The organism is Polaromonas aquatica (assembly GCF_042659145.1).
Lineage (GTDB): Bacteria > Pseudomonadota > Gammaproteobacteria > Burkholderiales > Burkholderiaceae_C > Polaromonas > Polaromonas aquatica.
On sequence record NZ_JBHSRS010000083.1, the window covers coordinates 221,797 to 235,184 of the forward strand.

The 13,388-nt window shown below is 57.9% G+C and carries 13 protein-coding genes; 3 read left to right on the forward strand and 10 right to left on the reverse strand.

The window, feature by feature from the left end; translation table 11 throughout:
• Nucleotides 1-6: 6 nt before the first annotated feature.
• The 6 genes from ACFQND_RS20235 to murB form a co-directional block, all read right to left on the reverse strand.
• Nucleotides 7-1,194, reverse strand: coding sequence for a restriction endonuclease subunit S (locus ACFQND_RS20235; RefSeq protein WP_371438188.1), 1,188 nt, complete (start codon nucleotides 1,192-1,194; stop codon nucleotides 7-9).
• Nucleotides 1,191-3,431 carry a type I restriction-modification system subunit M gene (locus ACFQND_RS20240; RefSeq protein WP_371438189.1) on the reverse strand — a complete coding sequence of 747 codons (2,241 nt, stop codon included), beginning with the start codon at nucleotides 3,429-3,431 and terminating at the stop codon, nucleotides 1,191-1,193. Before ACFQND_RS20240 ends, ACFQND_RS20235 begins: the two co-directional genes overlap by 4 nt.
• Nucleotides 3,428-4,924, reverse strand: a complete 1,497-nt coding sequence (locus ACFQND_RS20245; RefSeq protein WP_371438190.1) for a type I restriction-modification system subunit M — start codon at nucleotides 4,922-4,924, stop codon at nucleotides 3,428-3,430. Before ACFQND_RS20245 ends, ACFQND_RS20240 begins: the two co-directional genes overlap by 4 nt.
• Nucleotides 4,925-4,977: 53 nt before the next feature.
• Complete coding sequence (locus tag ACFQND_RS20250; RefSeq protein WP_371438191.1) at nucleotides 4,978-5,931, reverse strand: nuclease-related domain-containing protein; 954 nt, start codon at nucleotides 5,929-5,931, stop codon at nucleotides 4,978-4,980.
• Between the two features lie 21 nt (nucleotides 5,932-5,952).
• A complete protein-coding gene (locus tag ACFQND_RS20255) occupies nucleotides 5,953-7,107 on the reverse strand; it encodes a Fic family protein (protein ID WP_371438192.1) in 1,155 nt (384 codons plus the stop codon).
• A 401-nt stretch (nucleotides 7,108-7,508) separates the two neighbouring features.
• Complete coding sequence (gene murB / locus ACFQND_RS20260) at nucleotides 7,509-8,597, reverse strand: UDP-N-acetylmuramate dehydrogenase (RefSeq protein ID WP_371438193.1); 1,089 nt, start codon at nucleotides 8,595-8,597, stop codon at nucleotides 7,509-7,511.
• Between the two features lie 45 nt (nucleotides 8,598-8,642).
• On the opposite strand from murB, the gene ACFQND_RS20265 reads away from it, so the two are divergent.
• Together ACFQND_RS20265 and ACFQND_RS20270 are read left to right on the forward strand one after the other, a co-directional pair.
• Nucleotides 8,643-9,128 (forward strand): YajQ family cyclic di-GMP-binding protein, encoded by a 486-nt coding sequence (locus ACFQND_RS20265; RefSeq protein ID WP_371438194.1) that lies wholly within the window; start codon nucleotides 8,643-8,645, stop codon nucleotides 9,126-9,128.
• Between the two features lie 117 nt (nucleotides 9,129-9,245).
• The gene (locus ACFQND_RS20270) at nucleotides 9,246-9,866 is read left to right on the forward strand and encodes a retropepsin-like aspartic protease family protein (protein WP_371438230.1); all 621 of its coding nucleotides are present in this window, start codon (nucleotides 9,246-9,248) and stop codon (nucleotides 9,864-9,866) included.
• Between the two features lie 55 nt (nucleotides 9,867-9,921).
• Here the strand turns inward: ACFQND_RS20270 and plsY are convergent, their stop codons facing one another.
• The 4 genes from plsY to ACFQND_RS20290 form a co-directional block, all read right to left on the reverse strand.
• A complete protein-coding gene (plsY, locus tag ACFQND_RS20275) occupies nucleotides 9,922-10,578 on the reverse strand; it encodes a glycerol-3-phosphate 1-O-acyltransferase PlsY (protein ID WP_371438195.1) in 657 nt (218 codons plus the stop codon).
• Between the two features lie 57 nt (nucleotides 10,579-10,635).
• A complete protein-coding gene (gene ybaK, locus ACFQND_RS20280) occupies nucleotides 10,636-11,127 on the reverse strand; it encodes a Cys-tRNA(Pro) deacylase (RefSeq protein WP_371438196.1) in 492 nt (163 codons plus the stop codon).
• 101 nt (nucleotides 11,128-11,228) lie between these two features.
• Nucleotides 11,229-12,290: an aldo/keto reductase gene (locus ACFQND_RS20285; protein ID WP_371438197.1), complete on the reverse strand. Its 1,062-nt coding sequence runs from the start codon at nucleotides 12,288-12,290 to the stop codon at nucleotides 11,229-11,231.
• Nucleotides 12,283-12,501: a hypothetical protein gene (locus tag ACFQND_RS20290; protein WP_371438198.1), complete on the reverse strand. Its 219-nt coding sequence runs from the start codon at nucleotides 12,499-12,501 to the stop codon at nucleotides 12,283-12,285. The genes ACFQND_RS20285 and ACFQND_RS20290 overlap by 8 nt, the downstream gene beginning before the upstream one ends.
• A 33-nt stretch (nucleotides 12,502-12,534) precedes the next feature.
• On the opposite strand from ACFQND_RS20290, the gene ACFQND_RS20295 reads away from it, so the two are divergent.
• On the forward strand, nucleotides 12,535-13,197 hold the full coding sequence (locus tag ACFQND_RS20295) for an OmpA family protein (protein ID WP_371438199.1): 663 nt from the start codon (nucleotides 12,535-12,537) through the stop codon (nucleotides 13,195-13,197).
• Nucleotides 13,198-13,388: the final 191 nt, after the last annotated feature.

Genomic DNA, 13,388 nt, shown 5'->3' on the forward strand with positions numbered 1-13,388 from the left:
TCCTCCTTATGTGACCAAAGTACGGAGCGCACTTTTTCTATGATGCTCTGCCGCCACATATCGCTTTAGCAATTCTGATTCCGAAGAGTCAATTGCAGAAAACTGTCGGGCAACCTCATTTTGGTCATCCATTTGCAGGACCGGAATCAATGTGCCCTCAATATCGAATTTGCTGATGTGCGGCAAATCTGTACCCTTTTGCATTCGCTGCAACTGCCACTTGAACGACTCAGAGTGTAAAAAGGCCCAAAGATAATCAGAGCTGATGCCATTAGTGAGACGGAATCGGCCAACTCGCTGAAGGAGCAGAGCGGGCAAATCGCATTCCTTAACCTTGGCAATCTTGAAGCCTTCTGAGATAAAAGGACGGTCCATTGCGATTACCAAATCGTCCACATTCAATACATAGTCAAGCACATCACCTCGGCGGTCAGTTGGCCAGTAACAGGTAACCTCAGGGTCCCAAACAAGTCGATTGACGCCAACATTTGAGCCCCTCAAAAGGCGATCACCTTCGACTGAATACATCGCACTTTTGAACGGGAAACCAACTTGAAGTGTCATGATCTCGCCAAGTTTTACTAGTTGCCTTCCCTTGTACTCGCTCGGTGCTTCCAGGTAGTTTCGCGCTTCCGATATTGGAAATGTCGTTTCAACCAGCGCAGACTTCAGCCTGCTAATGGCCGCCTTGGCTAACCGCAGACTTTCCGATAGTTCACCGACTGCTGCTAGCACTTCAATAATCTTCTGCTGTTCGTCCAACGACGGCAATTCAAACGCAAAATCTGCCAAACTTGTCCAGTTTGTTCGTGGACTCAATGAGCCCGCAGATGTGCCGACCGCATGTTCAAAAAAGGCATCAGTCTGGCAAATGAACGGCAGCAACTCAGGCAGCAAGACCTGTGCATCCTTTGTCTCTATCACATAGATGTCGCCTGAACACACACCAGAAAAGTCCGCCACCGCCACCTTGCGCTGGTAAGCGCGACGTTTACCGAACAACACCTGCCCGGGTTGGAAGACGCTCGTGAAGGTGACGCCGTCGGCAACACTGCCCCAATTGCGAATCCGCAATTCGCCTGGCTCCAAGTGCTCCAGACCAATGTATCGCTCCACGCCTTCGGCCAGCGGGTCTTGACTGCGAGCTTTCGATAGCCGCACAACATCGCCAAACTTAACCCGGCGTGCAGTCATATCAATTCCCCCAAATTCTCAGGAGTAAGCCGGTGGTTACGCATCCAGGCTAACGCCTTGTGCCAGCGCTCTGTCTCAATGCGCTGCTTGCTAGGATGCCAGTTTTGAGTCACTTCGTGGAGGATGTCTTCATCAGAAAATGGTTCCCTCTTGGACTTCAAGTCAAACCAGGCTGAGTACAGCGTGGCGACGATTTCGCATTGCTCGGTGGTAGCCGTTTTGAAGCGAGAAATTAAAAGATCAATACGGTCTCTCACCTGTTTAAAGTAGCGCGCGTAATAGTCTGCGTGCTGACCAGATTTTTCTAGCGGGGCATAGTGCGTCCGGCCATTCACTTTGGAGACGCTAAACCATTTGTGCGACTTCAGATTGCTCACGACGGAGCGCATTGCCTTGGGGTCATAAGGCCCTGCCGCTTGCCGGTAGTAATGGCTTTGCATGTCTGCCTCTAGGCTAAAGTGCTTTTCGCTTAGGAAAAGCAATTTTTCCAGCTTGACGCTACCAAAGCGCTGCTGAGAGTAGAGCTGATGCACTATTTCAGCTGCCAGCACGGCTCGCTTGAAAGCTGGCTGAACAGGCAGCTTCGCACTCTTTTGCAACGGTACTACTTCGGCAGCGGGCTTCTCGGCAACACGCAAATCGAGCATTTCTACCAAGGTATCCATGCGCTGCCAAAAGGCTGGTCCTGTCGCCTGCCATTCCTTCCAGGTTGAGTGCAACGTCACTGCGTCGCCGTAGCTATCTGTCACCGGCGCAGCAGCAACCCGCTTCACATAAACAGGTATCGACAGGTTTCCCAGTTTGGCATCGATTTCGGCGATCGTGGCGACCTTGGCGAAGCCGGGCACATCCGCAAAGGCCTTGAAGACTCGCAAAATGTGCTGCTGGTGCTCCGGCTTCAAAAAGCTCTGCGCCCGTTCGCGGGTGACTTCGTTCACTGCGTCAATGAAGATGACCTTGCCTCTGCGCTTGGCAGGCTTTTTTCGGTTGCAGACCACTACGCATGACTCCATCGGGGAGTTGTAGAACAGATTTGGTCCCAAGCCAATTACGGCCTCGACCCAGTCCTGATCAATCATCTTGGCGCGCATGGCCTGTTCTTCATTGCGGAACAACACCCCATGCGGCCACAGCACTGCGCAGCGCCCCTTGGCGGTCAGGCTGGCCAAGATGTGCTGCTGAAATGCGTAGTCAGCCCGGCCTTGTGGCGGTGTGCCAAAGAAGTTCCGCCCCCATTTGTCTTGTGTCCATGCTTCACGATCCCACTGCTTGATGGAATAGGGTGGATTGGCCAGGATGACATCGAACTGCCGAAGGCGGTCACCCTCAATATGCCGTGGGTCGGCCAGTGTGTCGCCACGGATGATTGCAAAGTCTTCCACGCCATGCAAGAACAGGTTCATGCGCGCAATACTGGAAGTAATCAGGTTGCGTTCTTGCCCATAGAGCTTAAGCGTGCGGTACTCGCCGCCAGAGCGCCTGACTTCGTCCAGCGCAGAGATCAGCATGCCACCGGTGCCGCAAGTGGGGTCGTAGATTGACTCGCCGGGTTGGGGGCTTAGCAGTTGCGTCATCAGGTGGACGACGGTACGGTTGGTGTAAAACTCGGCAGCCGTGTGGCCCGAGTCGTCCGCAAACTTCTTGATCAGATATTCGTAGGCATTGCCCAGTTCATCCTCGGGCACGCTGGCAACCGACAGAGTTTGGGTCGAGAAGTGCTCGATCAGGTTTTTCAGCGTTTCGTCTGGCAGGCGCTCGCGATTGGTCCAAGGCGCATCGCCAAAGATGCCATCCAGCATGTCGGGGTTGGCCGATTCGATGGCACGCATGGCGCGCTGAATGGCGGCACCCACGTTTTTCGGGGTTTGGCGCACATCATTCCAATGCGCACCGTCCGGAATCTGGAAGCGGTGGTTTTCAGAGAACTTGGCGTACGACAAGTCGCCGCCCGTGCCGGCGACGGCTGCCTGGTACTCTTCTTCCCAAACGTCAGCAACGCGTTTGTAGAACAGCAGCGGAAAAATGAACTGCTTGTAATCGCCAGCGTCAATCAGGCCGCGCAGCAAAACTGCAGCCCCCCAGAGGTAGCTTTCTAGTTCTTGTTGGGTGATGCGTGTGCCATCGGTAGCCTTTGCTGGTTCTACTTGAGAAAGCTTTTTCTTTAATAGAGATCTTGCAGCATTCGCCATCTCTTCGGTGAAGATTTTGTTGGGCTTGGATGAACGTTCGACAGTCATTGCAACCATCCTCCTTCGACCATCACAGTGGCCAACCGGGTTTCGGCTTCACGGCAGCGAACAAGTGCGTCCTTGAAGGTGGCGATGGCCTCTGGCAAAGGTGGAATATCTTCTTGCAAGGGCGGCAAAACGTAGCGAGAGATGTTGAGAGTCCATTCCTCTGCCTTGACGTCGTCAATGCTGACGATGCGCACGGCGTCCGGCACATCTTCAAATTTCTCAAACCAGCGCTGAATTTCCAGAGCCTGTTCTGGCTCCAGGTAGTTTTGCGCGCGGCCGCGTCGAAAAAGACGGGATGCATCGGCAATCATGATCTTTTTGCGCCGTTTCACGGACTTCTTCTTTCGCAGAACCAATATGCAGGCCGCCAGGCCGGTGCCATAGAACAAATTGGGTGCCAGGCCGATGACGGCTTCGACCAAATCCATCTCCAGCAGTTTCTGGCGAATCGCGCCCTCCGCACCTTTGCGGAACAGCGCGCCCTGCGGCAGCACGACGGCCATGCGCCCTTTGACCTCGGCCATCGACTTGACCATGTGCTGCACCCAGGCAAAGTCGCCAGAACTGGAGGGCGGCAGACCGGCGAAATTGCGGCCGAGCGGGTCATTGACCCACTGTTCTTCACCCCATTTTTCCAGCGAAAACGGTGGGTTGGCGATAACGCAGTCGAAATTGGCCAGGCGGTCGCCGTCAAAAAAAGCCGGGTTGCGCAAGGTGTCCCCGCGCACGATCTGAAAGTCTTCAATGCCGTGCAAGAACAAGTTCATCCGCGCGATGGCTGAGGTGGTGAGGTTTCTTTCCTGGCCAAAGAGCTTGCCCCATAGGCGTTTGACATCACCATGGGTGTCTTTCACGTGCTGAACTGCGGCAAGCAGCATGCCACCAGTACCGCAGGCTGGGTCATAAATGGTCTCGCCCTCACGAGGGTCGAGCATCTCGATCATCAGCCGCACCACGCTGCGCGGCGTGTAAAACTCGCCAGCTTTCTTGTTGGTGGCATCAGCAAATTTCTTGATCAGATACTCATAGGCATCACCGAGTAGGTCGGAGTTCACGTTCTGATTTCCGAACGGAAGCTTGGAAAAATGCTCGATCAAATCCTTCAGCAAAGCATCGGACAGCCGGTCTTTGTTTGACCACTGGGCATCACCAAAAACACCATAGAGGGAATCGGGGTTGGCCTTTTCGATCTCCCGCATTGCCCGTTGCAGTGCACTGCCTACATTGGAGGCCTTGTTGCGAACATCGCTCCAGTGACAGTTTTCTGGGATCTGAAATCGATGCGACTCGGGAAACCAGGCCAGTTGCTCATCGCCAGTTTCGGCGACTATTTCTATGAATTCTTCGTCCCAAACGTCGCATATGCGCTTAAAAAACAGAAGCGGGAAGATGTAGGTCTTGAAGTCAGCCGCATCTACTGGGCCCCGAAGGATGTTGGCAGACTCCCATAGATGGTTTTCGAGAACGCTTAAGTTAAGTTGAATGTCTGTCATTGATCAAAAATATGGAACTCGGAAGTTAAAACGCCGAATTCAATTGCCCCACTCTAAGCAAACAACCCCTGATGCTCCCGGCAATACTGCAATCCGCCAAAGCGCTTGGCGTTGTTCCAGCAGAATTTGCCTTCGGAGTAGCTGATCTTCTCACGGCAATGAGCGCAGATCAGTTTTTTGGCCAATGATGCGTCGGGCTGTGTGGGCGCCGGGGCGGCTGGTTCTGCTGCAAACACCGGCGCTGGAGGCCGAGGTTCCATCACAGCCTTGGCCAACTGGGGCTTGGGCTGCATAAAGTCGGGCAGATCCAGCAGGTCTGGCGGGCGGTGCTGGCGCTTGAGCTTTTCGCCCCACTCCCTGATGGTGTCTGGGCTGCGGATGTTGAGCATGGCCTTGAGCACAGCACCCGTACCGATGCGGTCCACCAGCTTTTCATGCCAGGCGCGGAACTGGTCTGCCTTGATGAGAAAACTGGTGTCAAACGCCTTTGCGTCCGGCCGCTGGATGATGGCTTGCGGGTGCATCAGCACCACGTTATGGAACTCGGGCAGCTTGTCGGTGCGGGTACTGATTTCCAGTCGCTCCAGAAGTTTGCCCAGGATGCGTGCGTGGCGGCGGCTTTGCTCGTAGGGGGAAGGAATACCGTAGCGCTCCCTGCCGTAGCGGACAGTGAATTCGCCATGGGCGTTGACTTCGAGGTCGCCCGAATAGTTTTTGGTCTCGATCAGTACCATGTAGCCGGTGCGGTTGATGACCAAATGATCAATTTGGGCGACCTCGCCATCGATCTGGAACCGCAGGTCGTGCAACAACACGTTGTTTTGGCTATCTTTGTAGTGGCCATCGAGGTGGAAGGCGGCTTCTCGTTCGCCCCTGATGCCGGCAGTCAGGTTGCGCAGTTCAACGCGCAGCCATTCTTTTTGGCGTGCGTCCAACAGGTGTGACTGCTGTAAATCCTGCAGCAATGCCAGGCGTTTGGACTTGTCGTCCGCTGATTTGATCAACATGCTCCCCTCCCCTCGAATTTTTTATTCAGCCAGCAGCGCAATGTACGCCGTGTAACTGTAACTGCGGTTCTTCTTTTGCCCGGTCAGCTCGGTGACGATACCCAGATCTTCCAGCACCTTGACCGCAGCGGTGGCTGTGGGGAAGCTGGTGGTCAGCTTCTGGCGCACCTGGTCGATGGTGAAGCGCGGCATCATGGGCAGCATTTCAAACAAGCGGTAGCTGCTGGGCCCGGCTTTGGACGCAGCCAGCAAACTGCGGCGGTCGGTAGCCAGTAGCGTGGCGATGGCCACGATGTTGCGCTCGGCATCTTGCGCGGCCACGGCCACGCCCTCCAGGAAAAACGCCACCCAGCCTTCCCAGTCGCCTTCGGTGCGCACGTTGGAAAGTCGCCGGTAATACTCCGCTTGGTGTTGCTTCAAGTAGCCGCTGAGGTACATCAAGGGCTCGGGCAGCAAGCGCCAATGCTCCAGGAGCGCGGCAATCAGCAGGCGCCCGATACGGCCGTTGCCGTCCAGGAACGGGTGGATCGTCTCAAACTGCAGATGGACCAGCGCCGTTTTCACCAGCGGCGGCAAGGGCTGCGAGCCATTGTCCCGGTCGTGAATGAAACGCTCCAGGTCTGCCAGCAAGGCAGGCACCCGCTCAGGCGGTGGCGGCACAAACACGGCATTGCCGAGGCGTGTGCCGCCAATCCAGTTTTGCGAGCGGCGCAACTCGCCCGGTTGCTTGCCGTTGCCGCGCGCGCCATCCAGCAGCAGCCGGTGGGCATCGCACAGCAAACGCATGCTCAAAGGCAGGCCTGCCGGGTCACGCAGTTGCGATTGCACCAGCCGGAAGGCTCGCAGGTAGTTGGTGACTTCTTCCACGTCGTCGGTGTTGCTGACCGAAAAACCCGCTTCTTCGTCAAACAAATCTGCCAGCGTGGCCTGGGTGCCTTCAATCTGCGAGGTCAGCAACGCCTCTTTGCGGATGGCGCTGTAGAGCAACCAATCCACCGACGGCACCAACCCAGCCACCCCCGACAACCGGGCCAACGCCAGCTCGGCCGCACGGTTGGCCTCCACAAAGGACTCGGGCGCCAGCGCTGGCTTGGCGGGCGGCAGTGCGTGCGGCACAAACGCCTGCACGGACTCGCCCGAGGTGGTGGAGGTGGCGTAGGTACCAGTACTGCGCATGGGTGCAAAAGAGTTCTTTAATTTGATGAAGTCACATTAAACCAATCTTTAATATGAAGCGCAAGTATGAAAGCCGGCTTGAACAGAAGGTTTAGATGGCCAAAACCCCCGGTCATGGCGGGATTTTCTACGTCAAATTGGCCTCTAGCCCTTGTGGAATGTGCGCAAGAAGCTATTAAAAACATAGCAATTGCAGGGCAATAGGCTCAGGGCGGGGGCCTCTTCTGCCTCGGCTTGAGCCGCTGGCAGCCGCAACTGGCGGAGACCAAGCGGGAGCAGGGTGTCGGGGAGGATGGCCAGGGTTTGGGCCGTTTCATAGTTCGCCGAAATGCTTTGCTAAACAGGTCCAACAAAGCCGGTCGGCAAACTCAGTCGCCTGCCGCCAAACCCAGCGGTCGCCATCAAACCACCACAGGCTCATGCTCCAGCATGATGCCAAAACGCTCATAAACACTGGTCTGTATCGCCTTGGCCAGCGTCATCACCTCACCTCCGGTCACCGGGTCAGCCTTGCCACCGCGGTTGACCAGCACCAGTGCCTGCCGCTCGTAAACGCCGGCATTGCCTATGGACTTACCCTTCCAGCCGCAGGCGTCTATCAGCCAGCCGGCGGCCAGTTTGATTGAGCCGTCATCCATGGGGTAATGAACGATTTTCGGCTCGCGCTGGATGATGTCGGCGCACTGCTCGGGCGTCACTGTCGGGTTCTTGAAAAAACTGCCGGCATTGCCTATCACCTGCGGATCGGGCAGCTTGGCACGCCGGATCTCGCAAATCCACTCATAAATCTGTAGCGCGCTTGGCGCGCCAGACGCCGGCTGCGGGGATGATTGAGCCATTTTTTTCTCAATATCGGCATAACCCAGCACTGGTTTCCAGTTTTTCGGCAACGCAAAGCGCACCCGCGTGATCAAGGCCTTGTCGGCCAGCCCAAAACCCGGGTTGCCCGCACCGGCGGCGGTGTCGCCAGCCGAGCTTTTGTGCTTGAACACCGAGTCGCGGTAGCCAAAAGCGCACTGCGCGGCATTCAGCGTGAAGCCCTGCCCGGTCGTCAGGTCAACCGCGTCCAGGGATTCAAACCTGTCCTGAAGCTCAACGCCATAAGCCCCTATGTTTTGCACCGGCGATGCGCCCACGGTGCCGGGGATCAGCGCCAGGTTTTCCAGGCCAGGGTAGCCGCTTTGCAGCGTCCAGGTGACCAGGTCGTGCCAGCTTTCACCGGCGCCAGCCTCCACAATCCAGGCTTTGGCGGTCTCGCTGGCAAGGCGTTTGCCCATGATTTCGACCTTGAGCACCAGCGGCTTCACGTCGCCTGTCAGCACGATGTTGCTGCCGCCGCCGAGCACAAACTTGGGCATGGCCCGCAATGCCGGATCGGCCAAGACCTCGCGGATATCTGCCTCACCGGCCACCCGGACCAGGGAAAGCGCCTTGGCCACGATGCCAAAGGTGTTGGAAAGCTGGAGTGGAACGTTTTTCTCGACTAACATCCGGAGGATTGTCTCATCCCTCTTTTCTAGCAAAGACTCCCGCTCATGCCTTCTTTTGATACCGTCCTCGAGACCGACATGGTCAAGGTCAAAAACGCCGTCGAAAATTCCGCCAAGGAAATCGGTACACGTTTTGACTTCAAGGGCACCGCTGCCTCAATCGAGCTGAAAGACAAGGACATCACCCTGATTGGCGACGGTGACTTCCAGATCGACCAGATCCACGACATCCTGCGCAACAAGCTGGCCAAATCGGGCGTTGACGTGCGCTTCCTGGACATCGGCAAGATCGAGAAAATCGGCGGCGACAAGGTCAAGCAGGTCACCAAGGTGCGCGACGGCATAGAAACCGAGCAGGCCAAGAAGATCCAGCAACTCATCAAGGGCAACAAGATGAAGGTGCAGGCCGCCATCCAGGAAGGCAAAGTCCGCGTCACCGGCGCCAAACGCGACGACCTGCAAGCCGCCATGGCCTTGATCCGGGCCGAAATCAAGGATTTGCCGCTGAGTTTCGACAACTTCCGCGACTGAATGGCCCCCACGCTTTTCGCTTCGCGTAATGCGCTGCCCCCCGAGGGGGCTGTGCTTGCTTGGGGCGGCCCTGCGCTGCGCACGGTCGCGCGATTGCGGAAGCTGGCCTTGTTGTCCATGCTTGCCTTTTCCAGCATTGCAGCCCACGCAGAATCCGTCGCACTGGCCGGCATGCTGGGCAGCAAGGCACTTCTGGTGGTGGACGGCAGCGCGCCCAAGTCCGTTGCGGCAGGTGAAACCCATCAGGGCGTGAAAGTCATTTCAACCAGCGGAGACCAGGCCGTCATCGAACAAGCCGGCAAGCGCGTGACCTTGCGCGTGGGTGAAGCCCCCGTCAGCATGGGTGCCAGCGGTGGCGGCGGCGGTCGCGGAACCCGCATCGTGCTGACAGCCGGGACAGGCGGCCATTTCATGACGCCGGGCCAGATCAATGGCAAGGCCGCTCAGTTCATGGTCGATACCGGCGCCACGTCGATTGCCATGAGCGGTGCCGATGCCACACGCGTCGGCATCAACTTCAAGAACGGCCAGCCCGTCAATATGTCCACGGCCAACGGCATCACACAGGGTTTTCGCGTGAAGCTCAACTCTGTGCGCATCGGTGATGTGGAGGTGTTTGACGTGGACGCCGTGGTCACGCCACAGGCCATGCCCTTCATGCTGCTGGGCAACAGCTTTTTGACGCGATTCCAGATGACACGTGAAAACGACCAGATGACGCTGGTCAAGCGTTACTAAATAAGCGCAGCGGAGCGGCGGCCAACCGCCCGGAGCCACCTGCCTCTCCAGCTGTCTAGCGCTTTTTCACTTCCTTTTTGAGCTCTTTTTTGCCAGCGCCCAGTTTTGACTCGGTGCCATTCATCAGCTTGACGATGTTGTCGCGGTGCCGCACGACCAGCAAGACACTGATCATGAAGATGGCCAGCAAAATACTGCGCTCGACATACCAGGGACCTCGGTCGCCCATCAGGTAAAACAGGGGGGCAAAGGCTGCGCTGGCCATGGAGGCCAGGGACGAATAACGCGTAAAAAAGGCCACGATCAGCCAGGTCGCCAGCGTTGCCAGCCCGAGCAGCCAGTCAATGCCCAGCAAGGCACCTGCCGCCGTGGCCACGCCCTTGCCACCCCTGAATTTGAAAAACACCGGGAACAGATGACCGATAAAGGCCGCAAAAGCCACGGCTGCGATTGTGGCGTCTTCCAGGCCGTAGTCCTTGCCGAACCATTTGACCAGCATCACCGGCAGCCAGCCCTTGAGGCCGTCCAGCAGCAGCGTCGCCACTGCGGCCACCTTGCTGCCGGAGCGCAGCACATTGGTCGCACCGGGGTTTTTGCTGCCGTAGCTGCGTGGGTCTTGCAGGCCCAGCAGGCGGCTGACGATCACGGCAAACGACAAGGACCCCAGCAAATAGGACAACAGCACCGCCGCGCCTGCATACAGATATTCCAAAACCAATCTCCTGTTTTATGTCGTGCCTGAATTTTTCATTCATGCACGTTTTATGTTTTATTCAACCAACGCACACTGCACCGATTTTGCATCCAGCAATGTGACACACACCTGCGGGTCCAAGCCCACCAGGTAACCGCGCCTGCCGCCGTTGATGGCGATTTTAGGCAAAGCCAGGATGCTTTCCTCGATATACACCGGCATGGCCTTGCGTGTGCCAAAGGGCGAGGTGCCGCCAACCAGGTAACCGCTGTGGCGGTTCGCCACCTCGGGTTTGCAGGGTTCGACCGATTTCGCGCCTATCTGCCGCGCCAGGTTTTTGGTCGACACCTTGCGGTTGCCGTGCATCAATACCAGCAAGGGCCTGGCATCCTGGTCTTGCATCACCAGCGTCTTGACGACTGTGAAAGGATCAAAGCCCAGCACCTCGGCGCTGTGCTGCGCCCCGCCGTGCTCCAGGTATTCATACGGGTGCTCCGTGAAGGCCACCTTGTGGGCCTTGAGCATTTGCGTGGCGGGGGTCTCAGAAACGTGGTCTTTCCTGCTCATTGAGCCACCTCCGTTCGCGGGCCACCGCGGAACCGGCTTCGCCGGGCCGCTGGTGCCGCCCCCTGGGGGGAGGCGCCGAAGGCGCTTCGGGGGAGAATCATTTAAAGTGCGGGGTCCCGCGCGTCCCATCGGATCTTGTCAATCTCGGCCAGCACTTCCGGTGTCAGCTTCGTGCCATAAGCATCCAGGTCTTCGTCCAGCTGGGCCACCGATGTCACGCCGATGATGGTGCTGGCCACCTGCCATTTGGTATAGCAAAACGCCAGCGCCAGTTGTGTGGGAGTCAGCTTGTTGTCACGTGCCAGCGCGTTGTAGCGGCGCGCTGCGGCCAGCGCTTCAGGCCGGCCCCAGCGCTGCTTGCGCACCGACTCGAATTTGGCGATACGCCCTTCCTTTGGGGCGTTCGGGCCTTCGGTGCCGGACTGGTCGTATTTGCCCGTCAGCAGGCCAAAACCCAGGGGCGAATAGGCCAGCAGTGAAACACCGAGCCGGTGCATGGTTTCGTCCAGGCCGTTTTCCAGCGTGCGATTCACCAGGCAATAGGGGTTTTGCACCGTCGCAATGCGCGGCAGGCCGTGCTGCTCGGCCAGGCGCACAAACTCGTGCACGCCATAAGGCGTCTCGTTTGACAGGCCGATAGCGCGGACCTTGCCGGCTTTCACCAGGCTGCCCATCGCTTCAAGCTGCTCATGGATAGACGTTGCCGACCGCTCCCTGGACGGGTCGTAATAGACCATGCCAAAGGCCGGCACATGGCGCTCGGGCCAGTGGATCTGGTAGAGGTCAATCGCCTCGGTCTGCAGGCGCTTGAGGCTGGCATTGCATGAGGCGACGATGTCCGCGGCCGTCATGCCGCTGCCTTCACGCACCCAGGGCATGCCGCGTGAGGGGCCGGCTACCTTGGTCGCCAGCACCAGCTTGCTGCGCACGCCCGGGTTCTTCGCAAACCAGTTGCCGATGATGGTCTCGGTCGCGCCGAAGGTGGGCGCCCGTGCCGGCACCGAGTACATCTCTGCGGTATCAAGAAAGTTGACGCCGCGTTCCAGCGATCGGTCAAGAATGCTGTGTGCCACCGCTTCGCTGACCTGCTCACCAAATGTCATGGTGCCCAGGCAAATGGGCGTGACCTGCAGGTCGCTGGAGCCAAGTTGAACTTTATTCATGTCTGTCAAATTTAAGAATGGGGGAGTCTTGCAACAGGGGCGCGTGATCGCTGTCCAGCGCCATACCTGCCAAGTTTAAGGGCTGGGCACATATGCCGCTGACGCCGGCAACAGGCACAAAAACAGACAATGAAATGAGCGATTGCCTTACATATGGATACTTTGGATTTACGTTAACCTGCAAACGGCGTAAAAACACCAATTCGGTCATCAGCAATTTTTTAATACATCCAGGAGCATTTTCATGAAACCCATCCTCTCTTCACTGACCTGCGTGGCACTGGCCCTGGGTGTCCTCTCGGGCTGCGCCAATATGAGTGAAACCGAGAAAGGCACAGCCAAGGGCGCCGGCATTGGTGCCGGCGTTGGCGCGGTGGTCGGCGCGCTCGTCGGTGGCTCCAAGGGTGCAGTAACCGGTGCGGCGCTGGGCGGCGTGGCAGGCGCGGTGGGCGGCAATGTCTGGTCGCAGAGGATGCAGGACCAGAAAGCCGCGATGGAAAAAGCAACTGCCGGCACCGGTGTGGCGGTCAGCCAGACCCAGGACAACCGCCTGAAACTGGACATTCCCAGCGACGTCTCGTTTGATACCGGCCGCTCGGCCATCAAACCCAACTTTGTGCCTATCCTGAACCACTTTGCCGCCAGCCTGAACCAGAACCCGGTCACCACCGTGACCATCATCGGCCACACGGACAACACCGGCTCTGATGCCATCAACAACCCGCTGTCTGTCCAGCGCGCCAATGCAACCCGCGACTACCTGGTCAGCCAGGGTGTGGCGACACAACGGATTGCCACCGACGGCCGCGGCTCGCGCGAGCCGGTCGCGGACAACAGCACCCAGGCCGGCCGCGACAAAAACCGCCGCGTCGAGATCTATGTGGCAGAGCAGACTGCTGCACGGTAACAACTGGCACACCCCTGTCGGCGCTCACTGCGTGTAGCGCCTTCTCCCCTTGCAGGGGACGGCACCAGCAGCCTGGCGAAGCCAGTTCTGCGGACACATTCGTTCACCCCTATCGAGGCTCACTGCGTGTAGCCTCCTTTCCCCTTGCAGGGGACGGTGCCTGCGGCCTGGCAAAGCCAGTTCCGCGGCTC

Coding starts and splice junctions, on each gene's coding strand:
- ACFQND_RS20235 (WP_371438188.1), bottom strand. CDS start 1,194: ATGACTGCACGCCGGGTTAAGTTTGGCGATGTTGTGCGGCTATCGAAA.
- ACFQND_RS20240 (WP_371438189.1), bottom strand. CDS start 3,431: ATGACTGTCGAACGTTCATCCAAGCCCAACAAAATCTTCACCGAAGAG.
- ACFQND_RS20245 (WP_371438190.1), bottom strand. CDS start 4,924: ATGACAGACATTCAACTTAACTTAAGCGTTCTCGAAAACCATCTATGG.
- ACFQND_RS20250 (WP_371438191.1), bottom strand. CDS start 5,931: ATGTTGATCAAATCAGCGGACGACAAGTCCAAACGCCTGGCATTGCTG.
- ACFQND_RS20255 (WP_371438192.1), bottom strand. CDS start 7,107: ATGCGCAGTACTGGTACCTACGCCACCTCCACCACCTCGGGCGAGTCC.
- murB (WP_371438193.1), bottom strand. CDS start 8,597: ATGTTAGTCGAGAAAAACGTTCCACTCCAGCTTTCCAACACCTTTGGC.
- ACFQND_RS20265 (WP_371438194.1), top strand. CDS start 8,643: ATGCCTTCTTTTGATACCGTCCTCGAGACCGACATGGTCAAGGTCAAA.
- ACFQND_RS20270 (WP_371438230.1), top strand. CDS start 9,246: ATGCTTGCCTTTTCCAGCATTGCAGCCCACGCAGAATCCGTCGCACTG.
- ybaK (WP_371438196.1), bottom strand. CDS start 11,127: ATGAGCAGGAAAGACCACGTTTCTGAGACCCCCGCCACGCAAATGCTC.
- ACFQND_RS20285 (WP_371438197.1), bottom strand. CDS start 12,290: ATGAATAAAGTTCAACTTGGCTCCAGCGACCTGCAGGTCACGCCCATT.
- ACFQND_RS20290 (WP_371438198.1), bottom strand. CDS start 12,501: ATGACCGAATTGGTGTTTTTACGCCGTTTGCAGGTTAACGTAAATCCA.
- ACFQND_RS20295 (WP_371438199.1), top strand. CDS start 12,535: ATGAAACCCATCCTCTCTTCACTGACCTGCGTGGCACTGGCCCTGGGT.